Genomic DNA, 21,036 nt, shown 5'->3' on the forward strand with positions numbered 1-21,036 from the left:
GTTCCAGTACCAGTGTTGCCAGAATCGGAGCCACCAGTAGTAGTTCCGGAACTAGTGTTACCAGAATCGGAGCCACCAGTATTAGAACCAGTGCCAGTACTACCAGAATCGGAGCCACCAGTAGTAGTTCCTGTACCAGTGTTACCAGAGTCAGATCCACCGGTAGTAGAGCCAGAACCAGTGTTACCAGAATCAGAGCCACCGGAAGTAGTGCCGGAACCAGTGTTACCAGAATCGGAACCACCGGTAGTAGTTCCAGAACCAGTGTTGCCAGAATCGGAGCCACCAGTAGTAGTTCCGGAACTAGTGCTACCAGAATCAGAACCACCAGTAGTAGAACCTGTGCCAGTGCTTCCAGAGTCAGATCCGCCAGTAGTAGTTCCAGAACCAGTGTTGCCAGAATCGGAGCCACCAGTAGTAGTTCCGGAACTAGTGTTACCAGAATCAGAACCGCCTGTAGTAGAACCTGTGCCAGTACTACCAGAGTCAGATCCACCGGTAGTAGAGCCAGAACCAGTGCTACCAGAATCAGAACCACCAGTAGTAGAACCTGTGCCAGTGCTTCCAGAGTCAGATCCGCCAGTAGTAGTTCCAGAACCAGTGTTACCAGAATCAGAGCTACCAGTAGTAGTTCCAGAACCAGTGTTACCAGAATCAGAGCCACCAGTTGTAGTTCCGGTTCCTGTGGTGCCAGGGTCTACCGTTGCAGCTTTCTTGTAAGTTACTGAGACAGAACTCTGATAAGGGGCTACTACTAATTCTGATGTTGGTGTTACTGCTTGGTAACCGGAGACTTGAGGTGCTGTTATTGTTGATGTTGAGCCAACTTGGCCTGTTCCTACGGTGATTGGGTCGCCGATTTTTGCGCCGGTTTCGTCTACTGGTTGGACAGTTAAGTTGAAGTTGTTTCCGACGTAGGTCATTTGAATGTGGTAATTTTGATGGGCTGCTAGGGCACGTTCGTCGATGGTTGATTGAGCTCCTGGACTGTTGATGAATTGTGCGTATTGGTCAGGGGTCATTGCTACGGTGTTGTCGTAATCTGTGCCGTTGAAGTAACTGCCTGTTGCATGTACGTGGAATCCAGTTAAGGTGTATCCATTGATCTGAGTGTCAGCGTCTGCTGGATAAAGGTCAGTCATTTTGAGTTGTGGTGCTGGCAAGGTGCTGACTACAGTTGGTGCAGAAAAAGTCTTAATGACAGTACCATTTTGGTTGACCGAATCAACTGTGAACGTTGGGTCAGGACTTTCCATGTAGTTAAAGGTCTTGGTTAAATTAGCTGAAGGCCATTTGATGTAACGTGTTGGGGTCGTTAAGCCACTCATTAAGGAATTTAGTTGGTAAGCACCTGTGTTGTAGATGTTTCCAGCTGGTCCAAAGAATGGTAAATCAGCTGGATCTGTGACTGGATCAGATGAAGGGTCATCAGCTACTAATTGACCAGTCGTTGAGTCAATAACTGTCATTGGTGGTCTAATTCCTTGAGTCTTATAAGTGTAACCGTTAGTAGGATCGTTGAGATCCCAAGTGTTTGTTTCCGTTAATAATGTTTTTCCAGTGGTCATATCAACGAAATTGAAGGTTGTCGTGACTTTTGGTAAAGCGTAAATAACGTCAACTACGACATCTTGAGTTTTTACAGGGACACTTAATGACCCAACTAGTGCATCGGCGTTCCAAAGTTGATATTGGCTGACGTTTGGAACCGACTTATTCAATAACGAGATCAGGCTATTTGACCAGTCTAACTCTGCGGTCGTATTGGCGGTTGCGGAAGTTACTGGAATGGCTGCTCCTAGTGGGTTACCGTCGGTGTCGACAGCTTGGACACTGATCGTGTGTTCTGCTGTTGGATCAGTGGAAACCGCACCGGTGTTAGTGATGATTACACCACTGTCAGGTAATTTGTCGAAACCACCTTCGTACAAGTAAGTGCCACCGTGACTAGGATCAATATCGGTTGCAGAAATGTAAGGAAAGTTGATAGGACCTTGGTCAGGTTGGACGATTACACTTACGGAAGCTACTTGTGGACTATATCCAGTAACTGGTGGCGCAAAAATTGTCGCATTTTTGCCAATTGATCCTACTCCCACAGGAATTGGATCGCCAACTTTATTGCCAACTGGGTCGACTGGTTGAATGTAAAGCTTTACCGTGTCAACTTTGTAGGCTAATTGGATTTCGACTTTTTGATAGTCACCCAGCAAACGAGAATCGTAAGAATGCTGACCATTTAAAAAGTCGGCATATTGGGTAGGAGTCATTTGGTAAGTATCAGTTTCGTCAGGTTGACCTGAGACACTTCCACTTTTGATAATGTTGATGCCAGCAAATGTATTGTTAGCTATCGAAATATCGTCACTATCGGGCAATAAATCGTCGGCGTTGATCATTGTATTTGTGGAGCTTAGTTGTGTATTACTAAAAGTTTTTAGTAGATCTCCGTATTGATCAACGGCATCGACGGTAATTGCTGGTGCGGTAGCTTCCTTGTAATAAAAGACTTTTGTGAAATCTTCCAGTGGCCATTGTGCATAGTCGAGTGGAGTGACATTGCCGCTTTTTGCTAGGTCCAAAACATAGGAACTGTTGTTAAAAATCATTCCAGTCGGACCGAAGTAGTTAACAGCATCGATATTAGTCATGTCAAAATCGGAAGAATCATCGACCGTTAACTTGCCGTCAGACAAGACCGCCATTGGTGGCCGAACTCCGGAAGTTTGAAATTCGGGATGATCGTTGTATGAATAAGGAAAACTCCCACCAGCTATAACTTTCTCGGCTGTTTCATCGTAATAAACAAAGTGAGCGGACATTGATGGTCTGACCATGTATACCGAGACGATAACGTCCTTGTCAGTGATGTCAAAATTAAAAGGAGCTGAGTTATAAGTAGGTGACCATGGATTTAAAGAATAATGAACATTTTTAAATGAGTTACTTAAATATTCCTCAGATCTCCAGTTCCAAAATATTGCAGTAGAAACATTTGTTGGAACGGAACTAGCGAGCTGTTTTGTTCCGTAGGGCTTGCCCGATAAATCAACCGCTTGGATGTAAATGTTGCATTTTCCGTTGACAGGACTTGAATTAGGAATGTTAGCAACGGAAACACCATTTGCAGGAATCGAATAAGGTGCCTGAGTTTGACCGTTTACTACTGCGTAGGAAGCTGGTTTTAAATCAGTAGCTGAACTAGTCAGCGTGGTTGATTCGACGGTTGGCGTAGGTTCAGTCAACGTGCTAGTCTCGTTTGCAGGTTGGCTACTCGTGTCGTTGCTTTCAGATATGGGTGCAGTATTTTTCGTTTGTGTGGCTGTCGCAGTTGCCGTCGCAGTGTTTTGTGGCTCGTTGTACACTGGAGTCGTTTCGGCAGTTGATGGCGTAGTATTTGATTTTTCAAGGGATGTATTTGTTGTTTCTGTTTCATCAGTGCTAATTGAGGCTGTTTTAGTTAAATTATCAGATAAATTCGGAGTTATCGACCCGATGGTTGTGTTAGACATGTTAGGGGCGCTAACTTTCTTTTGCGTTTGAGTAACAGAAGACTCTTGATCACTCGAAGGTGTATTAGTAGCATCAGCTTGAGCAGTTGTCGGGACAAGTAGCAATGAAGCTCCGCTAAGCGCTACGGCGATAGCAAGGTCCTTGTATTTGATTTTGTTGAATTTGCTAAGTTTGTTTGCTCTCATAAATAGACCTTCTTTGTAAATAAATCCTATATTGGTCTATTTCATAATCTATATATCCACTACTTATCGTAATCCCAATAACTAAAAATGATAACTGTAATGCGTATTTATATTTAAATGTTATGTACAGAAAATGTGATTGTGTGGTTTTATACATAAGCAAATAGTATTTGGTAATTAACTATTTCTTAAAAGATGGAGATATATGAAAAAAACAATATTGTAATTTTTTTCATGCACATTTAAAATTTAAGAAAATTAAAAAGCCATATTCACAATTTGACTAGTGAATATGGCTTAATTTATTTAATCTTAGTGGATTCGACACCTGCATTATATCCGCGGATGAATTGGATAACTTCTTCTGACTTATGATCAAAAGCGTTGTTAGTGAGGCTGACGATTTTGTCGGGGTAGTGATGAAAGCTTCGATGATTTTCAAAATCGGATCTCGCTTGATCGTATCCTAATTGATAATCGTCAGTAATGTCAGCCTTGATGCTGCTTTTCCAGCTGTAATAACTGTCAGCGGCCTGTTGGTATTCTCCGTTCTCATACTTTTCTTTGATGAAATCGTGCAATCTTCGTAACATGTGATCACGACCTGTCTGTAAGATTTGAATGAAAAAGAGACCACTAGATCTCATGTCAATTGTAACGTTATATAATGAATGCGTAAATGAAAATGAATGAATAATTTACATTGGCTGAAATGCATCAAATATAACGGTATAATGTTTTTTTGTAATGTTAAATTTAGCGCAAACTCCAATTATATTCTTATAGTTAACGATTAAAGTAGTTATAAAGAGTTTTGCCATGGTGTATCATTGTAAACAACAAAAAACGGGAGAGTTTTCATGTCAAAGACGGTTAAAACCATTTTTTATTTGATATCATTTCTTTTATTTGGATTCATTGGTTATTCCATGCCTTTGCTAGGTGACGATATTAATTGGGGCAATTATTTTGGAGTCAGCTATTTTTCTACTAATCTCTTCACGTATTATGACGGACGCTACCTTGGTGACGTTTTGGTGATCATCATAACTAGATATCCAATCGTCGCATTCATCGCTTATGGGCTCGTGATGACTTTGATCATGTATTTAGTGCAAAAAATCTCGACCCAGTTGAAAAATGGCAAAAAAGATGATTTGTTTGCCGCCAGTCTGATGGGAATTTTCCTATTATTAATGCCGACTATTTTGTTCCAGCAGATCCTCGGGTGGCATGCAGGATTTGCCAATTATGCGCCATCCTTGATCTTTCCACTGACTCTCTTATATTTAGTGGTAAAAAATTATCAAACACCTGAAATTGTGTATAAAAAGTCGACGATGGTCTTGTTTTTTATCTTCGCATTGGCTAGTCAATTTTTTGCCGAACATATTACGATCTTAAATATCTTTAATGATGTGTTGATCTATTTCTTCTTACGCAAGCAATTCGGTGACAGTTTCAAAAAAATGTTTTATACCGGAATGATCGGGAATTTTTTAGGAGCTATTTTGATGTTCGTCAATGGAGCATATTTGAACGTTCTTTTCGGAAAAGATGGTTACCGCTCGATCAGCGGTGGTGAAAATAAGTCGACCTTATTTACATACTTTGCCAAACATGTGACGGGACCTAAATTGACCACTTTGTTGATCATAGTCGCAATTTTTACGATCGCAGTAATCTTCTACAGCTGGAAAACTCAAGATAAAAGACGAAAGATTGTTGATCTGGCACTGTTGATTTCAGGTTTCGCCGTGATCTTGCCGTTTGTGGTGGTTTCTCCGTTTGGTGCTCGCTGTCTTTTTGCTTCTTATGTTTTTGCAGCAACTATCATTACGGTTACGGTCGATCCTTGGCTTGTCAAAGCCAACAAGTTCGTTGTTCCAGTTTTGCTGCTAGTCTTTTTAGCAGCTGGTTGGAAGATGGATACTGTCGCTAAGGGATACGGCGATACTTATCAAATGCAGGTTGCTTATTTTAAGTATCAAAACACCCAACCAAGAACCGTCCAATATTTCTTACAGTATGCCGATAAGAAACGGATCTGGGCCGAACCGGATATCGATGGGAATTTAACGACGTATTACGTTAAGGATCGCAGCCGTTCTGTGGCCGTCGTGGAGTATTCTGAATGGTCAAAGATCTTTGAACAGCTCCAAAACAAAAATTTTTCGTCAAAAAATAAATTTTGGCAGGCGTTCGATAAAAGAGTCGTCGCAATAATGAATTAAGTAGGCTTAGTCCAGTTTGGAGACTAAGCTTTTTTATGGTTAAATTGGATAGTAAATATTGTTATAGGTAGTAGTGGGGTAATTATGAATAAAAGGATTTCAAATACTATTAATAGTCGTTGGTTCAATTGGCTGTTATCAGGAATATTTTTGATTGCAGTTTTTTCAGCAATGTTATTGTTGAACTCGAAGACGCTATACGTGGCGGACGACTATGTTTATCGCTTTTTTTACCAAAGTACTTATGCACCTGACGCTGGTCCGGTCATTAGTACTTTGAGTATTCCACATTCGATGTACAATCATTACATGCTGTGGAATGGTCGTTTTGTGGCCCACTCGATCGTGCAATTTTTCATGCAATTCGATACGAAAGTGGTCTTCAACATTTGTAACAGTTTAGCTTTCATCGCTTTGATGTTCTTGATTGCGAAAACTTCCTCTACTTTGACGAAGGTGAAAACTAATTGGTGGTTACTAGTCGCAATTTTTGTTTACTTATGGTTTGCGATTCCTTCATTTGGCCAAACGGTCTTGTGGGTCTCAGGATCAGGCAATTATTTGTGGACAAGTTTGATTTATTTAGGAACGATCTTGATAGCCTTGAAGCATCAAAAAGAAACGATTTGGCTGGGGATTGTTGCAGTTATACTCGGATTTTTGACCGGAGCTACGAACGAAAACTCTGGACCGGCGGCTATCGTGATCATTTTCTTGTTTGCGGTAGTTAAATACATCCAATCGAAAAAAATCGACTGGTATTCACTAATAACTTCAATTTTTGGACTGATCGGCTTTTTAGTAATGTATTTTTCACCCGGTTCACAAGCTAGAGGTGACAAGCCACATAGCTACTACCAAGCAATGATTGGTTTGAAGCAATTAGTTGTCCATCAATATAAGTGGTTCTACTTGATCATTTTGATCTTGTTAGTTGCTGGCCTATTAATGAAAAAGCTGAACAAGGATCTTTTGCTGTCAGCCGTGGTTTTCTTAGTCGGCCACATCTTGTCAATCGTTGTTTTGGTGATGTCGCCAGAATATCCGCTAAGAACTTTATTTGGTGCCACAGTTTTCCTCGCTATTACCTTTTTCATCCTAGTGTATTCGCTACTAGGAAATTTGAATTTCTTCGCCGAAGCTGCCATATCATTAGTGATCTTGGTCATGTTCATGGTCAGCTATCGAACGGCTTACATTGATATCAATACGACTTACATCCAAGCTGAAAGACAATATCAAGTCATAGAAAAGGCTAAAGACGAACACAAGAAATCCGTCACCGTGCCTATGGTATTGACACCTAAGAGCGACTACAATGCCTTTAAAGGGACGCTTTTGCTCGACACTAACAGTGGAGCATGGATGAATATGTGGGTCGCCAAGTTCTTTGGCATCGATCAAATATCCGGTAAATTTTAAAAAGCAAGCCGCTCATTTCAAAATAGGTGGGCGGCTTTTATTTTGGAAAATAGTTGCCATAAAACAAAAATATTTATACTTCTTCTTGCTGAAAAATTATACATAAGATATAATTGATACATCAAATAAGAAGGAAGTGATCGTATGCATTGGATATGGGTTATCATTGTCGGAGCAATTATTGGTGCTCTTGCGGGATCAATTACTAAGAAAGGTGAAGCCATGGGGTGCGTCAGCAATATTATTGCTGGTATCGTAGGTTCAGCTTTAGGTGAAGCACTACTTGGTTCTTGGGGCCCACAGCTTGCAGGGATGGCTATAATCCCTTCTTTGATTGGAGCAGTGATCCTAGTAGTGATTGTTTCATTTGTAGTTCAGAAATTAAATTAGCAGATGAAGCAATTGCTAGAAAGTTACATAAAAATATTGACCGTTATAACGGATACAGAAAAAAGTGCCCTATTCAGAATACAGAACAGGGCACTTTTAATTTGCCGTAAATTAGGGCAAAAAAATAACACTCTGGGGAGGAGTGTTATTTAAGTAAATATTTATATTTAGGGATTAAATATTATGTTATAGGGGGGAGAGATAAGAATTCGTAACTCTTATCTACAAGTAATATAGTAACGGTCAGACGTGAATAAATTATTTGGAAAATGTGAATAAATTGTGAAGATTTCCAAATATATTGTTAAAAAGTTTTTTGCCGGTTACTTTGACATAAGTTAATCCTGAAGCTACTGCAGCTAAAATTACACCTATAATAGTTAGACCGTAGTTTGTTTTATTGCCAGTTTGTGGAAATCTGGTCATTGGAGAAGCGCTAGATGATGAATCAGGTAAAGCACTTGATTGTTTAGGACTAGTTGCTGCAGTTCCAAAGGTGTTGCTAGCTCCATTTGCTACTGGACTTGTTGAACTTGCTGCGCTTGTTGGACTTGCAGATGAACTAGGAGCTGTAGCTTGGCTAGTGGGTGAATAATTGGCTTGTTGGTTGGCGCCACTGTAAGAAACGTTAGTTGGGGCGGTACTGCCTTGTTCATATGCAGCCTCTTCAGCCTTATCATTTGCTATGGCTGCTTGATCTGCTTGAATCTCATCCTTGTAATAATCAAAATATCCCCAAGTTGGTAGTGAACTTGCTTGTTTGTATTTTTGACCAGATGCGGTAATTATGTATGAAACTCCATCGATTACTTCCATCTCATCACCAGGTTGTAAGGTGTTACCATTAGTGGTTTCAGGTGTAGGAGTAGTTGGCTCGCTTAAAGTGATAGGTGAGTAATGAGTTGGAGCTTCGCCAGCTTCAACTTCAGCTAAGTGGGCATTTTCAGCAGCGAGGGCATCGTTGTATTGTTGAGCAACTGCGCCTTCTTCATCTATTTCTTGCCAAGAAGGGATGCCAACGTATGAGTAATCATAGTCTGATGGGATATTGCCAGTTGGTGCTGCTTGAATCGAAGTAGTGGAAGTTTGCGTGGTATCAGCATTAACGGTATCAGCGTGAACACTAGCTAGTCCGATCGATGAGGCGATGATCCCAGCCAAGACAACTTTGCTGATCAAGGTTACTTTATTATTATGAGTGATTTCCAATTCTTTCATTTTCATAATGCCAGTCCTTGTTCATATATATATTGATCGAGAAATATAATTCTCAAACATCAACTCCACTATAATGCCAATAATTGAAACTAGTTCAAAAAATGCATATTGAAGATATTATTATTACTACATAAAAATTTATATCTCCAAGAATGTTACCTGAGTCGTTTGAATAAACGAACGAAAAATATTACCATTATTTAGTTAAGGATTTTTTCGCAAAACCGTAATTTTTTCCAATTTCTTCTATATAATGAAAGAGATAGAAATTTAACATACCATTGAATTAACGTTTTATTTAATATACGATAAATAGGTGTGAAACATAGTGTTTCACGGCTGGAGGAATTGAATGACACCTGAACAATTTTTTGAAGCATTAGCTCAAAAAGGTATCGAATTAAACGATACGCAAAAGTCGCAGTTTGAAACGTATTTTCATGAACTAGTGGAAACTAACAAAGTCATGAATTTGACGTCGATTAATGAGAAAGAACAAGTTTATTTGAAGCATTTTTATGATTCGCTGATCTTAGACTTTTTTGATGATGCTTTGATCAAAGATGACCTTTCGATCTGCGACGTTGGATCCGGTGCAGGTTTCCCTTCGATCCCGCTCAAGATCGTTAATCCTAATTTAAAAGTTACTATCATTGATTCACTCAATAAGCGAATCAATTTTTTAAGCCAATTGGTCAATAAGTTAGGCCTTGAGGATGTAAACTTAGTCCATGGTCGGGCTGAAGAATTAGGACAAAACAAACAATACCGTGAAAGTTTTGATTTAGTTACAGCGCGTGCTGTGGCATCAATGACTGTGTTGACGGAGTTGTGTCTGCCGTTCGTTAAAAAAGGTGGTCAATTCATCGCTATGAAGGCTGACAAGGCTAACGAAGAATTGATGGAAGCTAAATTCGCTATTGCCACTTTAGGTGGAAAGATCGATAAACAAGAAGAATTCGAGCTGCCAAATTCCGCAGGTTTGCGTAATTTAATTTTTGTAAGCAAAACGAAAGACACACCGAAGAAATATCCTAGAAAGCCCGGGACGCCTTCTAGAAAACCATTAATCAAATAGCAGGGAGGAAAGATCGTGGCATTAAAATCAGAAGATAATCCAAAGACAACAAGTAATGGGGATGCTACTAGAGGTCGTGTAATTAGAGTTAGTTTGGATAAGATCATTCCAAATCGCTATCAACCACGTACTGATTTCGACGAAAAGAGTATTACTGAACTATCACAAACCATCAGCGAACACGGTTTATTGCAACCAATGGTCGTACGTTCATATGGAGATGGTCAATATGAGATCATCGCTGGTGAAAGAAGATTCCGTGCTCTAAAGAAATTAAACTGGCACAAGGTCCCAGTCATCGTTAAGGAACTGGACGACGAAGAAACAGCTTCAATGGCGTTGATCGAAAACGTTCAACGGGAAAACTTGAATCCAGTTGAAGAAGCTCGTGCCTACCGCAAGGTTCTAGATTCAGAGAATATTACTCAAGTTGAATTAGCTAACCGTTTAAGCAAGAGTCAATCATATGTCGCTAATAAGTTGCGTCTACTTTCATTGAGTGATGACGTTTTGGAAGCTTTAGCTAACGAAAAGATCAGTACTCGTCACGGACGGGAATTGTTGCGTCTAGATCAAGATCAACAAAACAAAGTCTTGAGCAAGATCCTCGATAAAGGCATGAACGTAAAGGATACTAAGGCTTTAGTTGATAAATTCACCGCAAAAGACGAAGCTAAAAAAGCCGAAAATAAAGCAGAAACGGCCACAGAGTCAGGCGAATCAGCTGAAAAGGCTCAACCTAAGAAGTCTAGCAATGAATACAACATCAATACTTCCATTGAAGACGTCAAAGCAAGCATTGCTAAGATGAAGAAAAACGGAACTTCCGTAAGTTTCGTTGAAGATAAGAAAAAAGGATTTTACGAGATTGACATCAGGATCCATGATGACGACCTTGAAGATTAAGGGGAATAAGATGGCACGGAAAATATCCATTGCAAATCAAAAAGGTGGCGTTGGTAAGACCACAACGACCATTAATTTGGGCGCATGCTTAACTAACATGGGCCAAAGAGTCTTGATTGTCGACGTTGACCCACAAGGTAACGCCACTAGTGGACTAGGCATCAAAAAAGCTAACGTAGTCAAAGATGTCTATGACGTTTTGGTCAATGAGCATCCATTAGAACAAACGATCATTCACTCAAAACACGATAATCTCGATATCGTTCCAGCTACCATCCAATTAGCTGGTGCTGAAATGGAATTAACTTCAATGATGGCACGTGAAACGCGCCTTAAAGCTGGGATCGATCGCGTGGACGATCAATATGACTTCATCTTGATCGATTGTCCACCTTCATTAGGTCAGCTTTCAACGAATGCTTTCACAGCAAGTGATTCCATCCTTATTCCTGTTCAAAGTGAATACTATGCTTTGGAAGGTTTAAGCCAACTATTAAATACAATTAGACTAGTACAAAAACACTTCAATTCTGACTTAGAAATCGAAGGCGTTTTATTAACTATGCTAGATTCAAGAACTAACCTCGGAAAACAAGTTGTTGATGAGGTCAAATCATACTTTGGCGATCGTGTATACAAATCGATCGTGCCTAGAAATACAACATTGGCAGAAGCTCCTAGTTATGGACTACCGATCGTCGATTTTGACGACCGTTCACGTGGTGCGGAGGCTTATACTTCATTAGCCAAGGAGGTACTAAAGCGTAATGGCATCAAGCAAAAATAAAAAAGGATTAGGCAAAGGGATCGATGCGATTTTTTCCGAATTCGAAGCGATCGACGAAAACAGTGAAACTGTTGTTGACCTTGATTTAGACCAAATCCGTCCCAACCCTTATCAACCTAGAAAGACCTTCGATGAACATGCTTTAAATGAGCTAGCAAAATCGATCGATCAAAACGGCGTTTTCCAACCGATCATTGTTCGTGAAAGCGTCAATGGTTACGAGATCATCGCTGGTGAAAGAAGATTCCGTGCTAGCAAAATAGCCAAGAAGACTACGATCCCTGCAATCGTTCGTCCACTTAGCGAATCAGGGATGATGGAAATCGCCGTCCTTGAAAACTTGCAACGTGAAGACTTAACGCCACTTGAAGAAGCTGATGCTTATCAAACGTTGATCTCAAAACTAAATTTGACTCAAGAACAAGTTTCTCAACGACTAGGCAAGAGTCGTCCATACATTGCTAACTACTTGCGTCTATTGAACTTGCCAGATTCAACTAAGCAATTAGTTCAAAGTGGTACCTTGTCGATGGGACAAGCCAGAACATTGTTGAGCTTAAAGGACCAAGATCAAATCGAAAAATTGGCGCAAAAAGCAGTCGATGAAGACTTAACGGTTCGTCAATTGGAACAATTAGCTACTGATAGCAAGAAAGATAATAAAAAGAAAAAAGCACCAAAGACTAAATCGCCTTTTGTTAAAGCAACTGAAGACCGACTAGTCGAAAAATTCGATACACAAGTCGCTGTTAAGACAGGTCGTAACGGTCACGGTAAATTGGAAATCGATTTTACCAATACGGATGACTTAAATCGTATTTTAGACATATTAGGAATCAAAATAGATTAGAGGATATTATGTTTAATTTAGGAGATCTTATTACGATGAAAAAGCCTCACGCTTGTGGGGTCAATCGCTGGGAGATCATTCGTCTCGGCGCAGACATTAAAATAAAATGCATGGGCTGCGGACATATTGTGATGATCCCCCGTGCCGAATTTAAGAAGAAATTCAAAAAAGTAGCAACACAAGCTGCAGATGTAGATTTTTCAAATGAGAAATTTTACCTCAAGCAAAATCAGATCATGAAACCCAACACTATCAATAATGAGGAGGATTTATAATGGCCCTTACTGCCGGAATCGTAGGTTTACCAAACGTTGGTAAATCAACACTATTTAACGCTATTACTAAAGCTGGTGCGGAGATGGCTAACTACCCATTCGCTACCATTGACCCTAACGTGGGGATGGTTGAAGTCCCAGACAAGAGATTGGCACGGATCGACGAATTGATCCCTGCAAAGAAGATCATTCATACGACTTTTGAATTTACCGATATTGCCGGAATCGTTAAAGGTGCCAGCAAGGGTGAAGGATTAGGAAATAAATTCTTGGAAAATATTCGCCAAGTTGACGCTATCGTTCACGTTGTTCGTGCTTTTGATGATGACAACATTACTAGTGTTACAGGTAAAGTTGATCCACTAGATGACATTGAAACTATCAATTTAGAATTAGGTATCGCTGACCTTGATAGTATTAACAAACGTTATTCAAAAGTTGAAAAGCAAGCTACTTCTGCAAAAGATAAAGAAGCCATCGCTGAACTTGCCGTTTTGAAAAAGATCAAGCCAGTTCTTGAAGAAGGTGGCGCTGTTCGTTCGATCGAATTCAATGAAGATGAACAAAAGATCGTTAAAGGCTTGTTCTTATTGACTTCTAAACCAGTTTTGTACGTCGCAAACATTGCTGAAGATGACATGGGTGACCCAGAAGCATCGAAGTACTACAAGATTGTTGAAGACTATGCGAAAAAAGAAAACGCTCAAGTGATCGGTGTTTCTGCCAAAACTGAAGAAGAAATTGCCGAATTAGATGACGACGAAAGAGCCGAATTTTTAGAAGCTGAAGGTGTTACGGAATCTGGTCTTGATAAGTTGATCAAAGCTAGTTACAAGCTATTAGGCTTGAGAACATTTTTCACTGCCGGTGGCAAAGAAACTCGTGCTTGGACTTTCCACGAAGGTATGAAGGCACCACAAGTTGCCGGAATTATTCACTCTGACTTTGAACGTGGATTTATTCGTGCCGAAGTTATGTCATTTGATAACTTAGACAAATATGGTAGCGAGCAAGCTGTTAAAGAGGCCGGAAAACTTGGACTTGAAGGAAAAGACTACGAAGTTCAAGATGGCGACATCATCGAATTTAGATTTAACGTTTAACCTGGAGGATATTAATGGCTGACGATTTAAGAGAGAGAAATAAGAAGGCGGCAGAAAAGCAAAAGCGCAATTCTGCCAAGAAAGAAAGGCAAGAACAAATTGCTGAGAAGATCAACAGTGCTGATGCTGATGAGTTGAGAAAACAATTAAGTAATAAAAACGAAGAATACGTTTTTAAACTTAATAAGTTTTTGACTGAAGACGACTTTACTGAAGCAGAAGCCAAAGAGTCGATCGATGCGATGTTGCCTGAGATCATCGAAAACCAGATCAAAGGTATTCCTGCTAACCAATTGTACGGCCCAGTTTCTAAAAAAGCTGGCGATATTGCTCATCCAGTTAAGCCTAAGAAGAAGACACCATTTTGGGCTTTAGCTATCGACACTTCATTACTATTCTTCGCCTTGTTCGGCGTGTTGTACGGTATCGTTGGTTTGACTAGCAAAGATAAGACGGCACAAAATCAAACAGGTATCATTACTTTGATTTTACTTGCTGCTATGTGGGGCGTGCTATTGACATGGTTCAACTTACAAATGAGAAAGCCTAAGTCTGAACGTCCTGGTCTTTTGATTACGATCGGGTACATGGGTGCCGGTTTGGTTATTATGTTTGTGTTCCTTGGTTTGATGCAGTTTGTTCCTACTACGATTAATCCTCCGTTGGACGGGGTTGTGTACTTGATTTTGGCTGTTGTTGCTTATGGTGGCCGATTCTTTTATCGTCGATATATGGGGATTAAGACACGTAGTTTTGTTTAGGGTTTGATTTTGGTTTTGATTTTGATTTGATCGGTAGCTTTTGCTGCCGATTTTTTTTGTGCTGTTTTTTGTGGAGGTAGGATTTTGGGTGGTGGTTCACTGCCGGTCCTGTGGAGGGTTCCGGGAATTGCGCCGTGGAACGCTGCGGGCCAACTTTGAGCTATCCAAGGGAAACCCGCCCTTGGACATCTCAAAGCTTGACCTTTTCGTAAGCACGGCCCATGCCGTGCAAACGAAAATTTCGCGGCTGACGGCGAATTCCAATCAAACTTTTTTTTGTTTGGGGACGGTACTTATTCTTTTTTGCTTAGACTGTTTTGGTTTGGGTTGTGTTCCCTTGCTTTTTTTCGTTTCTAGAATTTTGGTTTTTGCTCCTTATCTGTTTTATCTTGGTTTTTGTCTTCATCGGTTGGTATTTTAGGCTGTTTCCGCTTCTTGTTTTTTCCTTGCTCTTCACTCGCTCCTTTGTCGCTCTTGAAGTCGCGGTGAACTTCTTCTTTTTGATAATTCTGTTTTGTTGCTATTTTTTTTATATTTAGTACAATTTAATTACTTGATTGAATAGTTTATTTCTGTTTCCCATTTCTATTTAATCCTTTTTGCACTTACTTTTCCCTTGAGGTGATTTTATGTCTTCTAATGATGTTGCTCGTGATTATAAGAATAGTCTTTATTTGGAACTTTCTAAGATTGGTAAGGGGGTTTCTTCTGATAAGCGGCTGGAGATTTTGGATTTGTTGGCTCAGTGTTCTAAGTCGGTGGATGTTTTGGCTCGTGAGTCTGGGATGAGTGTGGCTAATACTTCTCGGCATTTGAAGGTTTTGCGGGAGGCTCATTTGGTTTCTTGTTCTAAGGATGGAAATTTTGTGGTTTATTCTTTGGCTTCTGATGAGGTTGAGCGTTTGTTTTATTTGCTTCGTGATGTTGGTGAGCAACAGTTGTCGAATATGCGGGTGATTCAGCGTGATCTGGATTCTTCGGAGGCTGTTCGATCTTTGGATCTTTCTACTGCTTCTAAGTTGATCGAGCGGGATGATGTTGTGCTTTTGGATGTTCGGCCGGTTGAGGAGTTTTCTGCTGGGCATATTCCTGGAGCTGTCAATATTCCGATGGATTCGTTGGTTGATGAGGTTGATTCTTTGGATGCTGATAAGGATGTTATTGTTTATTGCCGTGGTCATTTGTGTGCTTTGACTAATCAGGCTACTAAGTTGTTGAATGAGCGTGGTCATAATGCTTATAGCTTGAATGAGAGTTATTTTGATTGGCGTCAGTTTGTTGGACAAGGGATTTAAAAAGCTGATTTGTTTGCTTTTTATTAATTTGATGATATTATTTAACTATTCAATCATTTAGTTGAATAGATTTTTTAAACCTGGAGGTTTGTCATGGAAATTAAATACTGGTCGGATATTGCCTGCCCATTTTGTTATATTGGGTCAACTCGAATGAAGAAAGCTTTGAAGGAATTACAAATTTATGATGAGACTCCTTTGGAATTTAAGTCTTTTCAACTAGACCCAACTTTGCCTAAGACTACGGATAGATCTATGCTCGATAATTTTGCTGGTGGACATGGTATGTCTGAAGAGCAAGCTAAGCAACAGATGTCACAAATTTCTCAGATGGGTGAGTCAGATGGCTTGAAGATCGACTTGATGAATGCTGTTCCTACTAATACGATGGATGCCCATCGCTTGATCAAGTTGGCTGATTCGTTGAATGATCACGCTTTGATGGAACGTATTATTGATGCTTTTTACAAGGTGTACTTTAGTGATGGTGAATCTATTGCTGATCACGATGTTTTGTTGAAGGCCGCTACTGGTGCTGGACTTGATAAAGACCGCGTTGAAGAAGTTTTGAATGGTAAGGAATTTGAGAATGATGTTGTTAGTGACGAAGTTGAAGCGCAACAACTTGGTATTAAGGGTGCACCGTTCTTTGTGCTTGATAATAAGTATGGTATTTCTGGAGCACAACCTTATGATGTTATGATTGGTGCATTGAAGAAAGTTTTAGCTGAGGAGGCTTAATTATGACTGACGACGAGAAGAAAAAAGATTTGCCTGTGTTTGAACAACTTGGTGGGACTGATGACAGTGGTGTTTGTGGTCCTGAGGGTTGTAGCATTGAAGACCATCGGAAGATGGTTGAGAAGGGTAATAAAGAGTAGAGAAAAGCAAACACGGGTTATGTGTTTGCTTTTTTATTTGTTTAGATTTTGAACTTTATTTGGTGCTGGTAGCTTTGCTTGAGGTTGATTCCCGGCCCTGTGGGGGTTCCGGGAATTGCGCCGTGGAACGCTGCGGGCCAACTTTGAGCTATCCAAGGTAGACCGCCTTGGACATCTCAAAGCTTGACCTTTTCGTAAGCACGGCCCATGCCGTGCAAACGAAAATTTCGCGGCTGACGGCGAATTCCCTCCACCCCCACAGGACCTAAGTTGGAAGTAAACTCAATTTTTTTGTGGGGGTACGGTACTTATTTTTTCTTGCTTGTACTGTTTTGATTTGGATTGTTGGACTTAGCTTTGGTTCGTTCCTACGATTCTTGTTTCGTGATCTATCTTTTCGGTTTTTGATTGTTGGAAAAATAAAAGACGAAAACCAAAATCGGTTTTCGTCCATTTTTATATTGTATTGATTCTACTTTTGTTACTGTCTTTTTTTGGTTTTGTGTTTGGTTGATGAGATCCTAGTTTTGATTGTTTTGTTGCCAAATTTCTGTTGGTTGGTTACCAAACGTTTCTATTTTTCTTGCCAAACGTTGCCCGTTTTATAGTGGAAACGAGCTCCAGGCGACAGCGGCCTCCGGTTAACACAGGTGGTCGAGGCACGGCTTCGCCGCACCTTGTTCGACCACCCGCGTTAATCCTCAGCAGCTACCCGTGTGCCTGCGCTCTCTGTGTTTTAATCCTCAGCAGCTGACCGTCGCCTTCCGCTCTCTCTCTATTTGACTCTAAAGCACATGACTAACCCGTAAAGCCCAAATCCTCCACAAGCAATTTTTAGTAATTGCCCGTAAAGTTGGATTCGGCCGCTGGTTAATTTTGGGTCGGTTTGGAATTTGTATTGGACGAAGGCTAGGACTGATAGGGAGAAGATTATTATGATTATGAATCTTAGTCTTTTTTTTAGGAAATTCATTGGTTTTCGCTTTCTTTTTGTGAGTTAGGAATTAAACTGCTTGTTATTGTATAATAGTATCATAAGTATTAAAAATGTTGTTTAGGTGGGTTTTCTATGAAGATTTTAGTGGTTGATGACGACAAAGAAATTGTGGAATTGCTCAGCATTTATATTAAGAATGAAGGCTATGAGCCAATTACTGCCAACTCGGGACAAGAGGCATTAGATGCTCTTGCTCAACATAGCGATATTGCTTTGATGGTTTTGGATATTATGATGCCCAATATGGATGGTATTGAGGTTACTAAGCGTGTTCGTAAGGATTCGCAAATTCCTATCATCATTGTTTCCGCAAAGACTACCGATATGGATAAGATTCAGGGCTTGATCACTGGAGCTGATGACTATGTTACTAAGCCATTCAATCCGTTGGAGGTCATGGCTCGGATCAGATCTTTGCTTCGTCGTAGTGCACAACAAACTTCCAAGAATGTTCCTGATAAGCTTGAAGTTGGACCTATTACTATTTATAAGGATTCACATGAAGTTGTAACCGATTCTGGCAATAAAGTCCAGTTAACGGCACTTGAATTTGGTGTGCTTTACTTATTGGCTAGTCACCCTAATCGTGTGTTCTCAGCTGATGAGATTTTTGAGCGTGTCTGGAAACAAGAGAGTGTGGTTTCTGCTAAGACAGTTATGGTCCATGTTTCACATTTACGTGACAAACTTGAAGAAGCTACTGATGGCGAGAAGGTCATCGAAACTGTTTGGGGCGTAGGTTATAAAGTGGAGGTTTAGTTTTTGAAAAAGCGAATTAAACTGAATGATAAGGAAAAGGGTGTCCTCCTAATTGAAGGAATAGGCACCTTTCTTTTATTTCAGGTCATAAATGTCATTTTGGTCATGGCATCTAATTTATTTTTTAGAAGTACTGATCGTAAGAGTTTCGCGGAATTGATCCGCATGGATATGTCACACGATAGTTTTTTCCGGGTGCTGCTGTTGCTGGCATTAGTGATTATTTTGGAAGTTTTCATTTCGGTTCACGTCGTGATGAAGTCATATCGCCAGTTCCAAATGGAATATATCGAAAAAGAACTTGGCAAGATTGCTAAAGGTGACTTGAATCAACGGATCAATTTGCAAGTTAATAGTCGTTTACAAGGATTGGTCGACAATATTAATTCTTTGGTCGCTAATACGAATGAGCACATTTTGGAGCAGCGTCGTTCTGAGCAAAGTAAGGATGAGCTGATAACTAATGTCAGCCATGATATTCGAACACCCTTGACTTCGATCATTGGTTATTTAGGCTTGATCGAAAGCAAGAATTATCAAGACTTAGATCAAATTTTGAAATATACCCACGTTGCTTACAAAAAGTCGCTTGAAATGCAGACTTTAGTCAAAGATTTATTCGAGTATGCTAATGTTGAGCATACCAACAGTACCTTATCGATGACGAAATTCGATATGGCTCAAATGCTGGATCAGCTTTCTGCAGATTTTGAGCTTGAAGCAAACAAGCGAGGCATGGAAATTGTGGTCACGGCAGATCCTGAGAAGATCTTGATGTCGGGAGATACCGATAAATTAGGCCGTGTCTTCAACAATTTGATCATGAATGCCTTCAAATATGGTAAGGGAGCAACCCACTTGTGGTTGGATGCTAAGCAAACTCCACAAGAGATCGTTGTGACGGTTTCTAACAATGGTAAACCGATCCCTAAAGAGTCACTAGACTCACTATTCGACCGTTTTTATCGAGTGGAAGATTCACGCTCGAAAGAAACTGGTGGAACTGGTCTCGGTTTAGCGATCGCCCAAAGCATGGTCAAAATGCATGGTGGTCAGATCGACGTCCAATCTAATGCTGACCGTACGTCATTTATTATTCATTTCCCAATGACCAAGTCAAACAACAATGAGGACTAACTAATGAAGAATTTTTTTAAAAAAGTCGTAATTGCACTGGCTATTTTATTAATGCTACCAGTGTTTGATCTGCAGACAGCTAAGGCTGAATCGTTCGTTACTAATGTCGATTCGGCTGCGTCATTAGCCTTTGATGAAAACTCCGGACAGATCTTGTATGCCGAAAATGCTGACAAGAAAGTTGCCATCGGGTCGATCACGAAGATCTTGACACTTTATTTAGTAACTAAAGCCATCCACCAAAACGATTTGAAATTTACTGATACTATTAAACCTACCCAAGAACAAGCAGATATGACGAATATCGATGAGTTGGCCAATGTTACTTTAGAAACTAATCGCGAGTATACGGTTAAGCAATTGTACGATGCTGCTTGGATCGTTTCTTCCAATTCAGCGGCGATGATGCTAGCTCAAAAGGTCAGTGGTAAAGAAACTGACTTCATCAAGTTAATGCGCAAGACGATTAAAGACTGGGGCATTAAGGATGCAGAAATTTATAATGTTTCTGGATTGAACAACTCCGACCTCGAAAAAGGGATGTATCTAGGTAAGTCAGATGGTGAAAACAAGCTATCGGCCAACGATATTGCCATTATCGTCAAACACATTTTGGACGAATATCCCGAAGTTTTAAAAGTCACCTCTCAACCTAGTTTGACTTTCCCAACTAGCCAAGGTGATGAAGTTTATAACTCACTCAACTTGTTGCTCAAGGGCAATCGCGATTATCAAGAAGGCTACGAATTCGATGGCCTAAAGACCGGAACAACGAAGCAAGCCGGGGACTCATTTGTCGGAACTTATCCGATCAATGGTACGCGCATCGTCACGATCGTCATGGATGCACACGGTGCAACTGATGATCAGGACAAACGTTTCCGAGTCACTCAAAATTTGGCACACTTGATCAATGATTCTTACAAATATCAGACGGTCGTCAAGAAAAACCACGACATCCTCGTCAGCAAGAAGCAAAAATACAAGACTTATCGTGATGTCAAAGCTTGGGTATTTAGTGGTACCAATCCAGACGCTTTTATTTACAAAAAATCCGCCAATGAATTAGGATTCAATGTAGCTGACGGTAAAAAACAAGCTAATTTGATCATTAAAAACGTTCCATATGGATATATCAACTATCCAAACGTCAAACGACCGATCAAAAAAACCACTCCGAAAAAAACTCAGACTTCAGTTTGGGACAATATCGCCAACTTCTTCAAAAATCTCTTTTAGGAGGAA

At 40.3% G+C, this 21,036-nt stretch carries 19 protein-coding genes; 16 read left to right on the forward strand and 3 right to left on the reverse strand.

The features are described 5' to 3' along the window. Both EKM69_RS08455 and EKM69_RS08460 read right to left on the reverse strand, forming a co-directional pair. Window positions 1–3,698: hypothetical protein (locus tag EKM69_RS08455; protein ID WP_125710113.1), on the reverse strand; the 3,698-nt coding region annotated here is incomplete at its 3' end. A 302-nt stretch (window positions 3,699–4,000) separates the two neighbouring features. Further along, entirely contained in the window at window positions 4,001–4,345 is a 345-nt protein-coding gene (locus tag EKM69_RS08460) for a hypothetical protein (RefSeq protein ID WP_164505903.1), read from the reverse strand. A 213-nt stretch (window positions 4,346–4,558) separates the two neighbouring features. Between EKM69_RS08460 and EKM69_RS08465 the strand changes: the two genes are divergently transcribed. From EKM69_RS08465 to EKM69_RS08475, 3 genes are all read left to right on the forward strand, one after another. After that, window positions 4,559–5,932, forward strand: a complete 1,374-nt coding sequence (locus EKM69_RS08465; protein ID WP_125710117.1) for a DUF6056 family protein — start codon at window positions 4,559–4,561, stop codon at window positions 5,930–5,932. Between the two features lie 84 nt (window positions 5,933–6,016). After that, window positions 6,017–7,354: a DUF3329 domain-containing protein gene (locus EKM69_RS08470; RefSeq protein ID WP_125710119.1), complete on the forward strand. Its 1,338-nt coding sequence runs from the start codon at window positions 6,017–6,019 to the stop codon at window positions 7,352–7,354. Between the two features lie 144 nt (window positions 7,355–7,498). Further along, complete coding sequence (locus EKM69_RS08475; RefSeq protein WP_125710121.1) at window positions 7,499–7,744, forward strand: GlsB/YeaQ/YmgE family stress response membrane protein; 246 nt, start codon at window positions 7,499–7,501, stop codon at window positions 7,742–7,744. A 258-nt stretch (window positions 7,745–8,002) separates the two neighbouring features. On the opposite strand, the gene EKM69_RS08480 is transcribed toward EKM69_RS08475, so the two are convergent. After that, the gene (locus EKM69_RS08480; protein ID WP_125710123.1) at window positions 8,003–8,968 is read right to left on the reverse strand and encodes an LPXTG cell wall anchor domain-containing protein; all 966 of its coding nucleotides are present in this window, start codon (window positions 8,966–8,968) and stop codon (window positions 8,003–8,005) included. 346 nt (window positions 8,969–9,314) lie between these two features. Between EKM69_RS08480 and rsmG the strand changes: the two genes are divergently transcribed. The 13 genes from rsmG to EKM69_RS08540 all read left to right on the forward strand — a co-directional run bounded on the left by rsmG (window position 9,315) and on the right by EKM69_RS08540 (window position 21,030). Continuing rightward, window positions 9,315–10,040 carry a 16S rRNA (guanine(527)-N(7))-methyltransferase RsmG gene (gene rsmG, locus EKM69_RS08485; protein ID WP_125710125.1) on the forward strand — a complete coding sequence of 242 codons (726 nt, stop codon included), beginning with the start codon at window positions 9,315–9,317 and terminating at the stop codon, window positions 10,038–10,040. Window positions 10,041–10,055: 15 nt separating this feature from the next. Then, complete coding sequence (locus EKM69_RS08490) at window positions 10,056–10,946, forward strand: ParB/RepB/Spo0J family partition protein (RefSeq protein ID WP_164505904.1); 891 nt, start codon at window positions 10,056–10,058, stop codon at window positions 10,944–10,946. Window positions 10,947–10,956: 10 nt separating this feature from the next. Further along, the gene (locus EKM69_RS08495) at window positions 10,957–11,733 is read left to right on the forward strand and encodes a ParA family protein (RefSeq protein WP_125710138.1); all 777 of its coding nucleotides are present in this window, start codon (window positions 10,957–10,959) and stop codon (window positions 11,731–11,733) included. Further along, window positions 11,714–12,583, forward strand: a complete 870-nt coding sequence (locus EKM69_RS08500) for a ParB/RepB/Spo0J family partition protein (RefSeq protein WP_125710140.1) — start codon at window positions 11,714–11,716, stop codon at window positions 12,581–12,583. The genes EKM69_RS08495 and EKM69_RS08500 overlap by 20 nt, the downstream gene beginning before the upstream one ends. 8 nt (window positions 12,584–12,591) lie before the next feature. Further along, entirely contained in the window at window positions 12,592–12,858 is a 267-nt protein-coding gene (locus EKM69_RS08505) for a DUF951 domain-containing protein (RefSeq protein ID WP_125710142.1), read from the forward strand. Continuing rightward, window positions 12,858–13,961, forward strand: coding sequence for a redox-regulated ATPase YchF (gene ychF, locus EKM69_RS08510; RefSeq protein WP_125710145.1), 1,104 nt, complete (start codon window positions 12,858–12,860; stop codon window positions 13,959–13,961). The genes EKM69_RS08505 and ychF overlap by 1 nt, the downstream gene beginning before the upstream one ends. Window positions 13,962–13,975: 14 nt before the next feature. Next, window positions 13,976–14,722: a DUF1129 domain-containing protein gene (locus tag EKM69_RS08515; RefSeq protein ID WP_125710147.1), complete on the forward strand. Its 747-nt coding sequence runs from the start codon at window positions 13,976–13,978 to the stop codon at window positions 14,720–14,722. 629 nt (window positions 14,723–15,351) lie between these two features. Beyond that, window positions 15,352–16,017 (forward strand): ArsR/SmtB family transcription factor, encoded by a 666-nt coding sequence (locus tag EKM69_RS08520; RefSeq protein WP_125710149.1) that lies wholly within the window; start codon window positions 15,352–15,354, stop codon window positions 16,015–16,017. 93 nt (window positions 16,018–16,110) lie between these two features. Next, window positions 16,111–16,758: a DsbA family oxidoreductase gene (locus tag EKM69_RS08525; protein WP_125710151.1), complete on the forward strand. Its 648-nt coding sequence runs from the start codon at window positions 16,111–16,113 to the stop codon at window positions 16,756–16,758. Window positions 16,759–16,760: 2 nt separating this feature from the next. Beyond that, window positions 16,761–16,898, forward strand: coding sequence for a hypothetical protein (locus tag EKM69_RS12340; RefSeq protein ID WP_164505905.1), 138 nt, complete (start codon window positions 16,761–16,763; stop codon window positions 16,896–16,898). A gap of 1,069 nt (window positions 16,899–17,967) precedes the next feature. Next, window positions 17,968–18,654, forward strand: coding sequence for a response regulator transcription factor (locus EKM69_RS08530; RefSeq protein ID WP_125710153.1), 687 nt, complete (start codon window positions 17,968–17,970; stop codon window positions 18,652–18,654). A gap of 3 nt (window positions 18,655–18,657) precedes the next feature. Then, complete coding sequence (locus EKM69_RS08535) at window positions 18,658–19,791, forward strand: sensor histidine kinase (RefSeq protein WP_125710155.1); 1,134 nt, start codon at window positions 18,658–18,660, stop codon at window positions 19,789–19,791. Window positions 19,792–19,794: 3 nt separating this feature from the next. Next, on the forward strand, window positions 19,795–21,030 hold the full coding sequence (locus EKM69_RS08540; RefSeq protein ID WP_125710157.1) for a D-alanyl-D-alanine carboxypeptidase family protein: 1,236 nt from the start codon (window positions 19,795–19,797) through the stop codon (window positions 21,028–21,030). Window positions 21,031–21,036 lie beyond the last annotated feature (6 nt).

It is taken from the genome of Companilactobacillus zhongbaensis (genome assembly GCF_003946515.1).
Taxonomy (GTDB): Bacteria; Bacillota; Bacilli; order Lactobacillales; family Lactobacillaceae; genus Companilactobacillus; species Companilactobacillus zhongbaensis.